Annotated in this window: 16 protein-coding genes; 6 read left to right on the top strand and 10 right to left on the bottom strand. The window is 42.7% G+C overall.

Annotation, left to right across the window (positions count from 1 at the left end; translation table 11 throughout):
- Positions 1-39: 39 nt before the first annotated feature.
- The gene (locus M3P07_RS09660) at positions 40-786 is read left to right on the top strand and encodes a succinate dehydrogenase/fumarate reductase iron-sulfur subunit (RefSeq protein ID WP_249969704.1); all 747 of its coding nucleotides are present in this window, start codon (positions 40-42) and stop codon (positions 784-786) included.
- A 55-nt stretch (positions 787-841) separates the two neighbouring features.
- Here M3P07_RS09660 and M3P07_RS09655 read toward each other — a convergent pair whose 3' ends face one another.
- Together M3P07_RS09655 and M3P07_RS09650 are read right to left on the bottom strand one after the other, a co-directional pair.
- Positions 842-1,804, bottom strand: a complete 963-nt coding sequence (locus M3P07_RS09655; RefSeq protein WP_249969703.1) for a WD40 repeat domain-containing protein — start codon at positions 1,802-1,804, stop codon at positions 842-844.
- Positions 1,805-2,389, bottom strand: a complete 585-nt coding sequence (locus M3P07_RS09650) for a YceI family protein (RefSeq protein WP_249969702.1) — start codon at positions 2,387-2,389, stop codon at positions 1,805-1,807.
- A gap of 106 nt (positions 2,390-2,495) precedes the next feature.
- Here M3P07_RS09650 and M3P07_RS09645 point away from each other — a divergent pair, with 106 nt between their 5' ends.
- The 3 genes from M3P07_RS09645 to M3P07_RS09635 are packed head-to-tail and all read left to right on the top strand — an operon-like array spanning position 2,496 to position 5,004.
- Positions 2,496-3,377 carry a winged helix-turn-helix domain-containing protein gene (locus tag M3P07_RS09645; protein WP_249969701.1) on the top strand — a complete coding sequence of 294 codons (882 nt, stop codon included), beginning with the start codon at positions 2,496-2,498 and terminating at the stop codon, positions 3,375-3,377.
- Positions 3,378-3,386: 9 nt separating this feature from the next.
- Positions 3,387-3,866 carry a very short patch repair endonuclease gene (locus M3P07_RS09640; protein ID WP_249969700.1) on the top strand — a complete coding sequence of 160 codons (480 nt, stop codon included), beginning with the start codon at positions 3,387-3,389 and terminating at the stop codon, positions 3,864-3,866.
- Positions 3,859-5,004, top strand: coding sequence for a methionine aminotransferase (locus M3P07_RS09635; protein ID WP_249969699.1), 1,146 nt, complete (start codon positions 3,859-3,861; stop codon positions 5,002-5,004). The genes M3P07_RS09640 and M3P07_RS09635 overlap by 8 nt, the downstream gene beginning before the upstream one ends.
- A gap of 5 nt (positions 5,005-5,009) precedes the next feature.
- Here the strand turns inward: M3P07_RS09635 and M3P07_RS09630 are convergent, their stop codons facing one another.
- Positions 5,010-5,714, bottom strand: coding sequence for a helix-turn-helix domain-containing protein (locus M3P07_RS09630; RefSeq protein WP_249969698.1), 705 nt, complete (start codon positions 5,712-5,714; stop codon positions 5,010-5,012).
- 141 nt (positions 5,715-5,855) lie between these two features.
- Here M3P07_RS09630 and M3P07_RS09625 point away from each other — a divergent pair, with 141 nt between their 5' ends.
- Complete coding sequence (locus tag M3P07_RS09625; protein ID WP_249969697.1) at positions 5,856-6,176, top strand: hypothetical protein; 321 nt, start codon at positions 5,856-5,858, stop codon at positions 6,174-6,176.
- On the opposite strand, the gene M3P07_RS09620 is transcribed toward M3P07_RS09625, so the two are convergent.
- The 7 genes from M3P07_RS09620 to M3P07_RS09590 all read right to left on the bottom strand — a co-directional run bounded on the left by M3P07_RS09620 (position 6,165) and on the right by M3P07_RS09590 (position 12,863).
- Positions 6,165-6,695, bottom strand: a complete 531-nt coding sequence (locus tag M3P07_RS09620; RefSeq protein WP_249969696.1) for a GNAT family N-acetyltransferase — start codon at positions 6,693-6,695, stop codon at positions 6,165-6,167. The genes M3P07_RS09625 and M3P07_RS09620 overlap by 12 nt on opposite strands.
- 313 nt (positions 6,696-7,008) lie before the next feature.
- Positions 7,009-7,662 carry a 3-oxoacid CoA-transferase subunit B gene (locus tag M3P07_RS09615; RefSeq protein ID WP_249969695.1) on the bottom strand — a complete coding sequence of 218 codons (654 nt, stop codon included), beginning with the start codon at positions 7,660-7,662 and terminating at the stop codon, positions 7,009-7,011.
- A gap of 2 nt (positions 7,663-7,664) precedes the next feature.
- Complete coding sequence (locus tag M3P07_RS09610) at positions 7,665-8,003, bottom strand: hypothetical protein (RefSeq protein ID WP_249969694.1); 339 nt, start codon at positions 8,001-8,003, stop codon at positions 7,665-7,667.
- Complete coding sequence (locus M3P07_RS09605; RefSeq protein WP_249969693.1) at positions 8,000-8,704, bottom strand: CoA transferase subunit A; 705 nt, start codon at positions 8,702-8,704, stop codon at positions 8,000-8,002. Before M3P07_RS09605 ends, M3P07_RS09610 begins: the two co-directional genes overlap by 4 nt.
- A gap of 195 nt (positions 8,705-8,899) precedes the next feature.
- Positions 8,900-11,227: a penicillin-binding protein 1A gene (locus M3P07_RS09600; RefSeq protein ID WP_249969692.1), complete on the bottom strand. Its 2,328-nt coding sequence runs from the start codon at positions 11,225-11,227 to the stop codon at positions 8,900-8,902.
- On the bottom strand, positions 11,228-11,716 hold the full coding sequence (locus M3P07_RS09595) for a gliding motility lipoprotein GldH (RefSeq protein ID WP_249969691.1): 489 nt from the start codon (positions 11,714-11,716) through the stop codon (positions 11,228-11,230).
- On the bottom strand, positions 11,706-12,863 hold the full coding sequence (locus tag M3P07_RS09590; protein WP_249969690.1) for a PSP1 domain-containing protein: 1,158 nt from the start codon (positions 12,861-12,863) through the stop codon (positions 11,706-11,708). Before M3P07_RS09590 ends, M3P07_RS09595 begins: the two co-directional genes overlap by 11 nt.
- Positions 12,864-13,358: 495 nt before the next feature.
- Between M3P07_RS09590 and M3P07_RS09585 the strand changes: the two genes are divergently transcribed.
- Positions 13,359-14,837, top strand: coding sequence for a BspA family leucine-rich repeat surface protein (locus M3P07_RS09585; RefSeq protein WP_249969689.1), 1,479 nt, complete (start codon positions 13,359-13,361; stop codon positions 14,835-14,837).
- Positions 14,838-14,882: the final 45 nt, after the last annotated feature.

The raw sequence follows: 14,882 nt of genomic DNA, 5'->3' as shown, positions 1-14,882 counted from the left end.
CTAGGAACCCATTAACCAATAACTAAGAATAACGAAGTTATGAAACTGACATTAAAAATTTGGCGTCAAAAAGATGCTTCCGCAAAAGGTCAAATTGTAGACTATACCCTAGATGGGGTTGAAGGCGATATGTCCTTTTTGGAAATGTTGGATATCCTAAACGAAGAATTGGTTTCCAAAGGAGAGGAACCTGTGGAATTTGACCACGATTGCAGGGAAGGAATCTGCGGAACCTGTTCCTTGCAAATCAACGGTGAACCGCACGGCCCCGATCGTTTGATCACTACCTGCCAATTGCACATGCGAAAGTTCAACGATGGGGATACCATTGTGATCGAGCCTTTCCGCGCTAAAGCGTTTCCTGTTATCAAGGATTTGATTGTGGATCGTAGTGCTTTTGACAGAATCCAACAGGCTGGGGGCTATATTTCGGTAAACACCTCTGGAAACACCGTGGATGCCAATGCCATTCCCATTCGCAAAGAAGATGCGGATAAAGCCATGGATGCGGCTACGTGTATCGGATGCGGAGCTTGCGTTGCTGCTTGTAAAAATGCAAGTGCCATGTTGTTTACCTCCGCCAAGGTTTCCCAATTTGCGCTATTGCCACAAGGTCAAGTTGAAGCTGCAGAGCGTGTGGAGAACATGGTTCGCCAGATGGATTTGGAAGGTTTTGGAAACTGTACCAATACCGGAGCTTGCGAAGTGGAATGTCCCAAAGGTATTTCCTTGGAGAACATTGCCCGTATGAACCGGGAATACCTTTCGGCAACCTTAAAAGGATAAAAATCCAATACATAAAAATCAAAACCCAAACTCCAGTAGGAATTTGGGTTTTTTGTTACTCAATAGTTCTTAAGAGGTTAGCATTTTTATCCCACAATGCAATCCTCCCCTCACTACTCGATGTGACGATGAACTTACCATCCGGACTCCAGTCCACTCCCCAGAGGTAATCGTCCGTTGAAGCCGATTCGGCTATTCGTTTACCTTCTTTGGACCATATCCGTAATGCGTCGCTGGCGCTGGCCAGTCTTTCTCCATCAGGGTTCCAGCGAATGTTTCTATATTCCGCCCTTTCCTTTTTGATTTCATGAAGTTTTTCACCATCACTAGTCCAATATTGGATGAGTTTATCTTTGTCGTTCACATTGTTTTCCATTTCCCCATAATCTCCAACAACAAAAAAATCGCCCGATTTATGCCATTCCACACACAAAATTAAAGTCTCCATATTTCTCGATTGAAAAGCATTGATGGTATCGCCCAAGTGCGTGTAAATTCCAATCTGGTCCCCAACCGTGACCATTATATTTTTGGTTGGATGCCAATCCAATCCGGCCACACCCTTAGAGTCGGCCATAAATCTACTTATACGGACCCCATCCATTGAATAAACCGATACTGTATCTTCGAGTTCAGAAACAGCAAGGAGTTCGCCTGTGTGATTCCAATCCAAAGCCCTAAAGCTCGATTCCAAATCCTGCAGCATTATCCATTTTTCATTTTGAAGGTCAAGTATTTTAGCCTTAAAGGTCTTCCCCTGGGTTATCACGGCCAAGAGGTTTTTGTTGGGATGCCATTTCAGTCTACTAAGTTGTACCCCTGGAACCGGGTAAGTGTTCAACAGCTTAAAAGTCTTGGCGTCGTAGATAAACAAACTATCCTGATTGCCTCCCGTGGCGATGTAATTCCCATCCGGGCTCCAAGCTATGGTCCATAAGGTTTCTTTCTCCTCAACTTGCTGCTGACAACAGATATTGGTCAAGGAGCACAGCGTCAGAAATAAGAAAAGCTTTTTCATCTAACACCCAGGTTTGGTAACCAGCACCACCTCAAATCCAATAGCATCCGAAATGATACTTTCTTTAACACTGCCAATAACTCCCTTGGATTCATATTTAATGCCCCAGCGGGTTCTATCAATTTCAAACTTGGATGTAAACACAAATGTCTGTTCTTGTTCCTCAACACTCATCTCAAATTTTATGGGATGGGTAACCTCCTTTATAGTCAAAAGTGCTTCGACACTTAATTTTCCGTAATCGACGTAAAAGACCTCCACAATCTTCAATTGGGAGATTGGATGGTTCGCTACATCGAAGAAATCTTCATTTTTTAAATGTGAAACCAGCATTTCGTTGTATTTGCCATCTGTATTGATAATGGAATTCATATCCGCCTCAAAATGACCTCCCATTATCCTTTCCCCGGACCACAATAGTGTGCCTTTTGAAAACTTTACCGTGCCATTGTGCGCATCGAACTGGAACAATTTGGATCCTGTCCATTTAATCACGCTCTTTTCTGTATCAATATTTATGGTACCTTGTCCATACATAAAGGCATTAAACCCAATGCCCACGACTAATAAGATGATTTTTTTCATTGTTTCGTTTTGGACAAAACTAGGTTTAGGAGTACCACAGGTGGTGAAGAAAATGTAAATGAAATGCAAAAAATTGCAAATTTTTGTTGCTTGACCCTTTAGGGAAATGAAAATTATTATCTACGTATATAGTGCCCTTTTTTTAGCTGTACTTTCTTATGTGGTTTTGGACAATATGCCCGAACCTCCTAAGGAAAATCTTTCCAGTAGAATAAAAGTGGCGCTTAGAAACACGGGAAATACCCTATTGCTGCAAAACAAAGATTCCACATCCTTGGTAATGCCGATAATTGCCTTGAAGCCCAACCATTTTGAGTTGACCTTTCAATCGGAACTGCCCATAATCCCAGACAGTCTGGTGGCTTCGGTGGAGAAGAATTTTTATGCCTTAAACCTCCCAAAGGACTATTTGGTGGAGGTAGTTGAATGCAATACCAAGCAAGTCTCCTATAGTTATGCCAGATTTAACGATGAGGAGCAAAATATTGTTCATTGTATGGCTAGAAAACTGCCTCAGAACTGCTATACCATCAATGTGCAATTCCCTAATATTTCAGCCCCCCAGGAATCCAATATGGGCACCTCATTGTACGCCCTTTTGCTAGTTGGCTCCATTGGAATAGGACTTCTGTTTTGGGCAAAGCAAAAAGAAACAAGCCCATCCTACGATCCAGAGGCCTATTCGACCATCGGAAACTACTTTTTTTATAAGGACCAAAATAGGTTGGTTAGGGATGGGGCGAGCATTAAACTGACATCCAAAGAAGCTGAACTCATCAAAATATTCAGTGATCATTTGAATCAGGTGGTGACCCGGGATATGTTGCTCAACGAGGTTTGGGAGAGCAAAGGCGTCTTTGTTAGCCGCAGTTTGGATACCTTTATTTCAAAAATCAGAAAGAAATTCCAGGATGATGACCGTGTTAATCTCATCAATGTTCATGGTGTGGGCTATAAGCTCGAAATTTCAAAAAAATCCCGGAGTTAATTTCCTATAATGGGCAAAAAATATTCGGAAGATCGTATTAAGGTGCCTCGTTTTAACGAGGAATCTGGATTTTACACTACCCCTGAGCGGTCCAAGATCATGGGCAAAATCCGTGGGAAAAACACCAAACCTGAGCTTGCATTTAGGAAAGCCCTTTGGGCCGCAGGTTATCGTTATCGGATCGATTACAAAAAACTGATCGGCAAACCCGATATCCTTCTCAAAAAATATAGAACGGCCATCTTTATTGATGGGGAATTTTGGCATGGCCATAATTGGGAAGAGCGCAAACAACGCATAAAGACCAATCGTGAATTTTGGATCCCGAAAATTGAGCGGAACATTCAACGAGATCAAGAAGTCAACCAAGGTTTACAGGAACTCGGCTATACGGTATTCCGATTTTGGGAGAGCGAGGTTAAAAAAAATCTTGATGAATGCCTTCAAAAAGTGATTGTATCTTTAGAAAGACATTCATCACATGCCTGAAATCTATTCCAAACTTCCCAATTTGGGGACAACCATTTTCTCGGTCATCAATCGATTGGCCAATCAGTACAACGCGGTAAATCTATCCCAAGGCTTTCCCAACTTTAGTCCAGACCCCAAGTTATTGGGTTTGGTGGACAAAGCGCTAAAAGATGACTTCAACCAATACGCGCCCATGCCCGGCTCTTTGGCCTTGAGGGAAACACTTTCCGCGAAAACGGAGCGTTTATACGGTAGGTATTACCATCCAGAATTGGAGATTACCGTTACTGCAGGAGCAACCCAAGCCATTTTTACAGCCATTGCTGCATTTGTGCACCGAGGAGACGAGGTGATAGTGCTTCGCCCGGCCTACGATAGTTATGAGCCGACCATTGAACTTTTTGGTGGCAAAGTGGTGCCTGTACAACTTAGGGGGAAGGATTTTAAGGTGGACTGGGATGCACTTAAAGAGGCGATTACCCCCAAAACACGCATGCTCGTGATCAATACCCCGCACAACCCTACGGGAACTATTTGGTCCGAGAAAGATATGCTCAAGCTCCAAGATATACTTAGGGGTACGGACATTATTTTGTTGAGCGATGAGGTTTATGAGCATATTGTTTTTGATGGGGAGCTGCATCATAGCGCATCCAAATTCCCGGATTTAGCCGCGCGAAGCCTAATCTGTTCCTCCTTTGGAAAAACCTTTCATGTTACCGGATGGAAAATTGGCTATTGTGTTGCTTCGAAGGCTTTGATGAAAGAGTTCCGAAAAGTTCACCAGTACAATGTCTTTTCCGTATTTCGGCCTGCACAAATTGCCCTAAACACCTATTTGCAAACTCCAGGGCATTATGAATCGCTTGGTGGGTTTTACCAAAAGAAACGGGACCATTTTTTAGCCGGAATCAAAGATTCCAGATTTACGGTTATTCCGTCATCTGGAACCTATTTTCAATTATTGGGCTATGATCAGATAACCGATGAAAGGGACATGGACCTTGCACAGCGATTGATCAAGGAACATCAATTGGCTAGCATTCCCATATCCGTTTTTTGCGGGGAAGGGTATGATCAAAAATTTCTGAGGTTCTGCTTTTGTAAAACGGAGGCGTTGCTGGACCAAGCCGCCGAAATCCTGAATAGGATCTAGGAAATTTAGATTTGTCTTCTAGCGATTTTGAAGATTTGAAGAATATCCTCCAAAGGAAGTTCAAAATCTTGATATTCCGGAGATTGATTTAGGTTACCACATTGTACGGCATTGCCCTTTTCGCTGTAGCCAATAATCAGTTTGCAAATTATCCTATCCTTACAAACCAATACATACGACTTGTTGAGCAGGCCCTCTTTTTTGGCAAAATCTGTGATATCCATCTCAACGCCCAAAACAATGGCTTTGTTGGGTATAGAATTTATGGTGCCATCATTCATGGAATCCCCTGTGACCTCAAAAGCCATATGAAGCTCATCGTCCATGGAATCCAATACAAAGCCGGTTTGAAAGGCATTTTGGGAAAACACCCCGGCCTTTACCCTAGTAATATATTCCTTTTGCTGTTCCATGAGCACCAAGGGGGACATGGCCAACAGCTTTCCTTGATCCAATGGGTAAAACACACTGCCATGCTTTGCATAGGGCTTCTTTTTTCCATAAGAATCCGTGGGGTCATGAAACTCATGGATGTACAATTCGGGAATGGTCATTTCAAAAAACTCGGCAATCTTCCGCAAGTTCTTATTGGGAATATTGGCATCTCTTCGTTCGTAAAGCTGTATAGTTCGTAGGCTAACACCGATTTCTTGGGCAAATTCTGTTTGACTTATTCCTCTTTTTTTTCTTAATTCTTTTATTATGTGCATAAAATCATTATCTTGTGTAATATTTTTACGCAACTAAGTGTAATCGCGTAACATTCATCCTCGCCCCTGTAATTCACTTACGATCAAATATAGAAAAAGGGAATTACTTCGATTCATCATTAATTTTTAAACATTTTTCCTATGGGAAATCTCAAATCTTTGAACCTACAGATCAAAACCGAGCTTATGTTTTCCAAATCCGATTTCGGTAAACCGATCAGCGAGGAACTTTCCACTATACTTCGCAGAAACCTGAACAAAAACAACATTGCAGATATTGCTGCGCGAAGCAGTATCAGTTTTTCAACTATTCGGGATGTGGTTTATAGGACCAATAGCCTAACCAAGGCCAATTCGGTAGCCGTGGCCCTGTTGATCCATGCCGCTTTTGAAAACTCCATTGCCCGGAAATTGCAGTCGGCAGGAGATATCATGTTCTTGGACAAGTTGCTAAAGATCTAGGCGGAGCAGCCAATCGGTCTGTTTGTCCTTCCCAATGAAATAGGGGTGCGTCCCAAATTTGGTGAAACCGTATCGCTTGTAGAATCTTATGGCATTTGGATTATGCTCCCAAACCCCTAACCACACATAGTCCAATTCGTTTTTTTGGGCCATAGCAATCACCTGTTCCAGAATCTTTGCTCCGATGCCTTTACCTTGATGTTCGGCCAAAACATAAATTCGTTCCAGTTCCACCGAGCTTTTATCCTTAATATCTGTTTGGGCCTGTCCACTATTTAATTTGAAATATCCCACCAAAGTATTATCCCAAAAAACAAAATGAAACTGTGAATCTGGTTGATGGAGCTCTTTTTGTAGCTGTTCTTTGCTAAACGCCTGATCGATGTAGGCCTTAAAGTCGGCGGGGTCATTGTCGTTCTCAAATGCCGTAACAAAGGTTTCCCTGGAAATCCGAACCAAGGCATCGAGGTCTGAAAAAGTGCACAAACGAAAAATTAAATGGGAAATGGACTTGTTCATCCCTTAAAATTAGGGAATAAAAAAAGAGCCTAACAATTTTGTTGGCCCTTCGATTTTTTCATTTTATGACTATAATTAGAGCATAAAAAGCTTTCTTATCAATAGCATAAATCCTGTGAAAAAATCATTTCTGTAAACTTGAACATTGTCCTCTACTGAGGAACGGGTAAATTTGGGTGCCATGGTGTTGATTTTAATGGAGTTAATTTGGGAAAAATATTCTATAAAACCAAAATACCATTAAAGAATTACGAAATAAAAAATTTGTTGTGAAAATCTCCCAAAATGTTGTAAACAAATCAATGGCAATTGCCTAAATTTTCATCTCTGGGATCTCACCATTTACCTGTAATTTCCCTTCTGTTGCCGCCACGATCTGTTCCACAGAAACCCCCGGAGCTCTTTCCAACAGCACAAAACCATCAGTTTTGACCTCCAAGACGGCCAAGTTGGTGACAATTTTTTTAACACATCCCACCCCCGTTAACGGAAGGGTACATGCTTTCAACAATTTCGATTTTCCGGCCTTATTGGTATGCATCATCGCCACAATTATGTTCTCTGCGGAGGCAACCAAATCCATGGCGCCGCCCATTCCTTTGACCATTTTCCCAGGAATTTTCCAATTGGCAATATCCCCATTTTCGGCAACTTCCATGGCTCCTAAAATTGTGAGGTCCACATGTTTTCCGCGAATCATGCTAAAACTCAGGGCTGAATCAAAGAAAGAAGCGCCGGGCAAGGTGGTTATGGTTTGTTTTCCTGCATTGATGATGTCTGCATCCTCTTCACCTTCATACGGAAAGGGGCCCATACCCAAAACTCCATTTTCCGATTGAAATTCCACACTAATATCATCCCTAACAAAATTGGCGACCAAGGTTGGGATTCCGATGCCCAAGTTCACATAGTATCCGTCCTTGACTTCTTTTGCAATACGTTTTGCGATTCCGTTTTTATCAAGCATAACTACCTCTTTATTGCGTATGAATTGAATTTATGTGCGTTTTCACTTTCATATCTCCAAACAATGATGGGAAACGACAATGTAATTGTAGCAATTAATCCAAACAAATAAATCAAAATGAAACTAACAACTCCGCCAATTGCCAAACCAACCGCAGTAACTCGTTGATCCACAACGGCGGTAATCCTGTTTATATGTTTCTTATCAAGTTTGCCACAATTATCGCAATTCACCTGGATTTCATCCCTGCCAACTTTTTGTTGCAGTTCTGGTCGTGTATCTGCCTTCTCCCTTAAGAAATTCTGCCTTTTACAGGCGGCACAAGTATATGTTAATCTCATTGATTTTTTTCTCTTACCGTTCTCTGTTCAATTCGCTTCTCGTAATGTTCCCCTTTAAAAATTCGTTGTACAAAAATGCCAGGAATATGTATTTCGTTGGGATCTAGACTTCCTGCCGGGACCAATTCCTCTACCTCCGCGACGGTAATTTTAGCTGCTCCACACATGCATGGGTTGAAGTTTCTAGCGGTTCCCTTGAAAATTAAATTGCCGGCCTCATCGCCTTTCCAAGCTTTGACAAAGGCAAAATCAGCTTTATATGCAGGTTCCAATACATACATCTTCCCATCAAACTCGCGGGTTTCCTTTCCTTCGGCGACTTCAGTCCCATAACCCGCCGGCGTATAGAATGCGGGGAATCCTGCTTGGGCTGCCCTGCACTTTTCGGCCAAAGTGCCCTGTGGTGTTAGTTCCACTTCCAACTCACCGCTCAACATCTGACGTTCAAACTCATCGTTCTCCCCAACATAGGAAGAAATCATTTTTTTTATCTGATGGTTTTGCAAAAGCAGGCCCAACCCAAAATCATCAACGCCAGCATTGTTGGAAATGCATGTGATGTCCTTGATTCCCAATTTTACCAACTGCCCGATCGCATTTTCCGGGATTCCACATAGACCAAATCCGCCGAGCATAAAGGTCATACTGTCGGCCACCCCTTCAAGGGCCTTTTCCACATCTGAAACTGTTTTTTTAATCATCTAGGATTGTTTTACTCAACGTTTGAAATTACGACAATTAAAGAATTCTTGAAACCATTTATTGACAAAAGAGCATGCTCTTACTTGCTCGTTTTTGGTTCTTGGTTTCCTGACCGGGTTGGCATAATATCCAAAAGAAAAAAGCCCCAAGAAACATTTTGTTTCCCAGGGCTGTTCTATTTTTGTTTTTAGGCCTTAAAAGCCAATATCTTCATCCAAATCATCCTCAACATCAATTTCCTCCTTCCGTTCTTCCAAGACTTTTGTACAATCGACGTTTATGGATAATTCCTCAGGTTCTTCAAATGCCCCGGTGGAAACTCCCAATTCCTCATTTTCATAGTTTTTCTTCATGTACAAGGCCCAAATGGGTAAGGCCATGGAAGCACCTTGACCATACGCTAGTCCTTTAAAGTGAACTGACCTATCATCACCCCCGACCCATACGCCGGTGACCAAATTAGGCACCATGCCCATAAACCAACCATCACTTTGGTTCTGGGTGGTTCCGGTTTTTCCAGCGATGGGATTGGTCAACTCATACGGATATCCTGTAACAACATCTTGGTAAACACGCTGCTCCTTGGCAAAAGTGTGTCGTAATCTAGTGCCAGAACCTCCTTGCGTAACTCCTTCCATTAGATTGACCATGGCGTAGGCCACATCTTTGCTCAATACATCCTTGGTTTCTGGAACATATTCATAAAGCACGGTACCATTCTTGTCCTCAATTCTTGTCACCATCACGGGTTTTACGTACACTCCATGATTGGCAAAGGTACCATAGGCTCCTACTATATCATATACGCTAAAATCGTGGGTTCCCAATGCTATCGAAGGTACCTCTGGAATGTCATCCCCTAGTCCCATACCTCTGGCAATATTTACTACGGACCCTGGACCTACCTGATCAATCAATTGCGCCGTTACAGTATTGACTGAGTTGGCCAAGGCATTTTTCAACGTTAAGTTTTTTCCAGAATATTTTCCATCTGAGTTTTTCGGACACCATGCTTCCATGTTCCCATGCTTTAGGGGCTCAATGCAATATTGATTGTCTGGCAGGGAGTCACAAGGGGAATAGCGCAATTGATCAATGGCAGCAGCGTACACAAAAGGTTTGAAAGTAGATCCCGCTTGGCGCGCCCCTTGAATTACATTGTCGTATTGAAAGTGCTTATAGTCCACTCCGCCTACCCAGGCTTTTACATGTCCTGTTTGTGGTTCCATGGACATCATTGCGGTTCGTAAAAAGGTCTTGTAATACCGGATGGAATCCATGGGTGTCATGATGGTATCCTTTTCATAGGAATCACTGTTCCAGTCAAAGACAGTCATTTCTATTTTCTCATGGAAGGTTTTCTCAATTTCTTCGGGAGACATGCCTTCTTTTTTCCTCACCCTCCATCGTTCCGATCGTTTCATGGCACTTCGCATTATGGTATCTATGGCTCCGTGGGTGATATCCAAAAATGGTGCCGTGGGATTTCTTTTGGGTGTATTCTGATGGAAGAATTCAGCTTGAAGATTCTTCATGTGCGTTTCCACTGCCTCCTCGGCATTCTTTTGCATGCGAGAATCAATCGTTGTGTAAATCTTTAATCCGTCCAAATAGATATTGTACTTCTCTCCATCAGGCTTTGGGTTCTCCCTTACCCATCTATTCATCCAACGTTGCATATACATTCTAAAGTAGGTGGCCAAACCTTCTCGATGCGATTCAGGATTATAATTTAGGTTGATTTCCAAGGCCTGCAGTGAGTCTTTTTCTGCTTCGCTGATATATTCGTTTTTTGCCAATTGACCTATAACCATGTCCCTCTTTCTCTTCGTGAGTTCTTCTCTACGAATGGGATTGTACAAGGATGAATTTTGAAGCATTCCAACCAACATCGCGGACTCTTCAATCTTTAAGTCTTCAGGTTCCTTTCCAAAATAAATTCTTGCGGCCGACCTGATGCCGTCAGCATTGTGCCCAAAATCATAGATGTTGAGATACATACTTATGATTTCCTCTTTGGTATAACTGCGCTCCAAGCGAGTGGCAATAACCCACTCCATGGCTTTTTGCTTAATTCGCTCTATAATGTTTTGTGAACTAACCCCCACAAAAAGTTGTCTGGCCAACTGTTGGGTTATGGTACTTGCCCCTCCACGCTTCCCCAAAAAGACAAACGCTCTTAAGGTGCCTCGGGCATCAATTCCTGCATGATTGTAGTACCGGATGTCCTCGCTGGCAATTAGGGCATCAATTAAGTTTTGGGGAAGTGCATCATAAGGAACATCTGTTCGATTGTCCTCTAAATAGAGTTTTCCCAAAGTCTCTCCATCCGAAGAAATAAATTCTGTAGCTAGGTTAGTGCTTGGGTTTTCCAAATGCTCAAAGGTGGGCATTTCGCCAAAAGCACCCCAAGATGCCAATAAAAAGATCATTGCTGCCGAGAGAATCCCGACTCCGAAAAGAATCCAAAACCATTTGATGAAAGGAATGAAGCTTTTTGGCTTCTGTTTAGCTTTTGCCATTTATTGGGTGCTTTTTTCAATTTCCAAACCTACATCGGTAATGCCCTCCAAAATATGAAGACCATCAACTTCTCCATTTTTTCGCATGGCGTGGACCACGCTCAACTTATATACGCCAGAATCTGGAAAAACGATGTTTTCCTTATACCAAAGTTTATTTTCCTTTATACTTCCCAAGCCCTTGCCCAACCATTCGCCGGTGGGTTCGGCCATTTTATATTCCAAGGTGTCCTTTTGGGTATTCCCATCAGGAAACTCCAATTCGGTAATCAAAAAGAGGTTACTGAACGGGTAGGTATTGTCATTTCTAATGTTGATGAACATGTTGTGTCGTTGCACCGAATCCAAGTCTGAAAATTCAAAATCCAAGGCCTCATCCATTTCCCATTTTCCATTGGACATGGCCTCATATTCGGAAAACACCAGATTGCTGTTACACGATACCAAGCCTAGAAGAAAAACCAAGGCATAGTAGATTTTATTGTGCATTGGAGGAAGCTTTTGGTTTGTTTTTTCTTCTCTTTTTGTTCCGCTTCTTTCTTTTGGGGCGATCAAATCGAGTAAGACTATCTTGCCCCACCACATTTTCGAAGGCCATTTTCTCATCGCTCACATTATCCTGGGCGTATTCTTCCAAACTGGCGATTTTCTCCCCTTTTTTGTTCATCTCCAGGATTTCCAATACGTGATCCTTGTCCAAGGCATGCCAAGTGGCCGGGTCGTCCCGGTACGAGAACCATAGGGTCTTTTTAAAGATGTCCGCCTTTTGGCAAAAGGCTATTCCCTTTTTGGTCTGAAGCTTACTATCAGAAGAAGGAAAGTCCTTTAAGGCCTCTAGGTACATATCCAGTTCGTAGTTGAGGCAGCATTTGAGCTTACCGCATTGTCCCGCCAATTTTTGGGGATTCAAAGCCAACTGTTGGTATCTGGCAGATGCTGTACTTACCGATCTAAAATCCGTTAACCAAGTAGAGCAACACAACTCACGCCCACACGAACCGATTCCACCCAAACGTTGGGCTTCCTGGCGATATCCTATTTGCCGCATCTCAATGCGGATGCCAAAGGCCTTTGCCATGTCCTTGATCAGTTGTCGAAAGTCTACCCGCTCCTCAGCTGTATAGTAAAAAGTGGCTTTGGAACCATCGCCCTGGAATTCCACATCGCTCAGCTTCATTTGCAATTTTAAGGAGATTGCTATTTCACGTGAACGTTTTTGAATCTCAGCCTCTTTGCTCCTACTCTTTTGCCATATATCAATATCACGCTGGGAGGCTTTTCTATAGATTTTGGGAAGGGTCTTGTCGTCCAGAGCGACTTTCTTGCGTTTCATTTGGACTTTGACCAGTTCGCCCACTAGGGTAACAATGCCGACATCGTGGCCCGATTTGGCCTGGGTGGCCACAACATCTCCAATGGCCAACGGTATGTTGTCGACATTTCTAAAGAATTCCTTTCTACTGTTCTTGAATCGTACCTCAATGCAATCAAAAGGATTCTGACCGCTGGGCAGCGACATATTGGAAAGCCAGTCAAAGACTGTAAGCTTGTTACAACCATCTGTGCCGCAAGTACCGTTGTTCTTGCAACCCCGCGGTTGTCCATCCTTGCCGGTTGAACAACTGCTACATCCCATATTTAATATCTTGATTTAGAGCAATGCCGGAACATCGGTCTAAAAAGGGTTCATAAAAATCTTGAGGTAAAGATAGCATAAATTGAGGCAGTGGTGAAATGCTACTTTAGTGCAAATGGGTTCCGCTCCCAGAGGTTCTGGTTTTCTGCTAAGTTTTAAAATAACCGTTCCCTGATTTCGCTTTGCGAAACCTTCCCTTCTCAAGAAGGGAGACTAATCCTGACAACAAAAACATTTCCCCTCTTGAGAGGGGTTGAGTTGTGTTGTTCTCAATACAAAATTCTTACTGCTTCGACTACGCTCAGCCGCCAAGAATTTCACTTGAGCTAATGGCCTGCCAAGACCTCCTAACCGCGCTCAAACTGACAAAACCTCAAAAATTCCGTCAACCCAAAAGGGGCATTCGTCAATTCAAAACCTACATCGGTTGGTTTGTACGCTTCTAAATGAAAAATAGCAGGCATTTTTAAATCCTAATCTTAAAATAGCCCAATCATGAAATTGAAAAGCTACCTATTAACCGCAATTTTCTGTGCCTTGTCCTTGTCATCTTGTGAAAAGGAAACAACACAGGAAAACAGAAGTCCTGAAATTACCGTATTGGAATACAGTGCTCCAGAAGACAGCTCTCCTGTGGACATTTTTGCCACCATTCAAGCCTTTGATCCCGATGCCGATGCGCTTTCGTTTGAAATTGTGACCAATGACAACGACTTATTTGTTATTTCTGATAGAGGGGATTTGAGCGTGGCCAACGGCAAAAACCTGGATTATAGCACAGCCACCTCCCATGAGATTGTGATCAGTGTCTCGGACGGAACTGAAACGGTTACGGCGACCATTACGATCAATGTCATCAACTCCAATCAAGCTCCTCTAATTGAGGCGCAAGAATTTGAAGTTTATGAAGATGCCTCCAGTACAGATGTTATTGGAACCATTAATGCCGAAGATCCTGATGGAGACGACCTTACCTATTCTATTGTTGCCAATGACAATGATTTGTTTGCGGTCAATAACAGCACAGGGGAAATACTTTTAGCGGATGATGCCAGCTTGGATTATGAAACGGCAACCACCCATGAAATTACGGTGGAGGTAAGCGATGGTAATGAAAATGCCCAAGGAGTGATTACCATTGTAGTGGAGAATATCCCTGACGCCCCTTATGCGTTGGACAAAACCTCTTTTGTTATCAACATGGAGACTACTGTAGCCAACGAAGAATTAGAAGTTGGTACGGACGAATACCTCACTTATAAATATATCATAGATTGGGGGGATGGAACGGTGGAGGAAATTGATACTAGTATGCCGCCTAAACACACATATGAAAAAGCAGGCATCCACACCATTGCCATAAATGGTGAAATGTTTCCAAGAATCTTATTTTACAATAGCCCTTCCGACGAAAAAGTCAAAAGTATTGTACAGTGGGGAACAATTCAATGGGGGGAAAGTTTACAGGATGCCTTTCATGGTTGCGGCAACCTGGAATATGAAGCGACTGATAAGCCAAATCTTTCTGGAGTTACAAACTTACGAGGCATGTTCTATCACGCGTACTTATTTAACGGCGACATAGGTGATTGGGATGTAAGCAATGTAACATTTATGTATTCTATGTTTCTAGGTGCCTCGTCATTTAATCAAGACCTTAGTAATTGGGATGTTAGCAACGTTACCAACATGGGATTCATGTTCAGTGGAGCATCAGCTTTCGATCAGAATCTCGGCAGCTGGGAAATTACCGGGTTAAATCAGGGTGCATCCATGGAAAAAATGTTCAACAATTCCGGTCTTTCTAGACCCAATTACGAGGCCACATTATCAGGATGGGCAGCATGGGGAGACGACTTGACCAATAATGTTACTTTAGATGCCATTGGGGTTAATCGCTGCGCAACCGAAGCATATAATTATCTTGTCAATACAAAACAATGGACCATTTCCGATAGCGGATGTGACACCTAATAATATTTATATATACTTTTGCCCTCCTTCGCCTAGCGTAGGGGG

Source organism: Flagellimonas myxillae (genome assembly GCF_023502235.1).
GTDB lineage: Bacteria > Bacteroidota > Bacteroidia > Flavobacteriales > Flavobacteriaceae > Flagellimonas > Flagellimonas myxillae.
The sequence above is the reverse complement of the archived record's forward strand: the minus strand, read 5'-3'. Positions and strand labels throughout refer to the sequence as shown.

What these genes read in the sequence shown, in the direction of transcription:
- M3P07_RS09635 (WP_249969699.1), top strand. Translation starts at nt 3,859, where the DNA reads ATGCCTGAAATCTATTCCAAACTTCCCAATTTGGGGACAACCATTTTC.
- M3P07_RS09610 (WP_249969694.1), bottom strand. Translation starts at nt 8,003, where the DNA reads ATGAGATTAACATATACTTGTGCCGCCTGTAAAAGGCAGAATTTCTTA.
- M3P07_RS09600 (WP_249969692.1), bottom strand. Translation starts at nt 11,227, where the DNA reads ATGGCAAAAGCTAAACAGAAGCCAAAAAGCTTCATTCCTTTCATCAAA.
- M3P07_RS09630 (WP_249969698.1), bottom strand. Translation starts at nt 5,714, where the DNA reads ATGCACATAATAAAAGAATTAAGAAAAAAAAGAGGAATAAGTCAAACA.
- M3P07_RS09655 (WP_249969703.1), bottom strand. Translation starts at nt 1,804, where the DNA reads ATGAAAAAGCTTTTCTTATTTCTGACGCTGTGCTCCTTGACCAATATC.
- M3P07_RS09585 (WP_249969689.1), top strand. Translation starts at nt 13,359, where the DNA reads ATGAAATTGAAAAGCTACCTATTAACCGCAATTTTCTGTGCCTTGTCC.
- M3P07_RS09645 (WP_249969701.1), top strand. Translation starts at nt 2,496, where the DNA reads ATGAAAATTATTATCTACGTATATAGTGCCCTTTTTTTAGCTGTACTT.
- M3P07_RS09650 (WP_249969702.1), bottom strand. Translation starts at nt 2,389, where the DNA reads ATGAAAAAAATCATCTTATTAGTCGTGGGCATTGGGTTTAATGCCTTT.
- M3P07_RS09625 (WP_249969697.1), top strand. Translation starts at nt 5,856, where the DNA reads ATGGGAAATCTCAAATCTTTGAACCTACAGATCAAAACCGAGCTTATG.
- M3P07_RS09640 (WP_249969700.1), top strand. Translation starts at nt 3,387, where the DNA reads ATGGGCAAAAAATATTCGGAAGATCGTATTAAGGTGCCTCGTTTTAAC.
- M3P07_RS09615 (WP_249969695.1), bottom strand. Translation starts at nt 7,662, where the DNA reads ATGCTTGATAAAAACGGAATCGCAAAACGTATTGCAAAAGAAGTCAAG.
- M3P07_RS09590 (WP_249969690.1), bottom strand. Translation starts at nt 12,863, where the DNA reads ATGGGATGTAGCAGTTGTTCAACCGGCAAGGATGGACAACCGCGGGGT.
- M3P07_RS09660 (WP_249969704.1), top strand. Translation starts at nt 40, where the DNA reads ATGAAACTGACATTAAAAATTTGGCGTCAAAAAGATGCTTCCGCAAAA.
- M3P07_RS09620 (WP_249969696.1), bottom strand. Translation starts at nt 6,695, where the DNA reads ATGAACAAGTCCATTTCCCATTTAATTTTTCGTTTGTGCACTTTTTCA.
- M3P07_RS09605 (WP_249969693.1), bottom strand. Translation starts at nt 8,704, where the DNA reads ATGATTAAAAAAACAGTTTCAGATGTGGAAAAGGCCCTTGAAGGGGTG.
- M3P07_RS09595 (WP_249969691.1), bottom strand. Translation starts at nt 11,716, where the DNA reads ATGCACAATAAAATCTACTATGCCTTGGTTTTTCTTCTAGGCTTGGTA.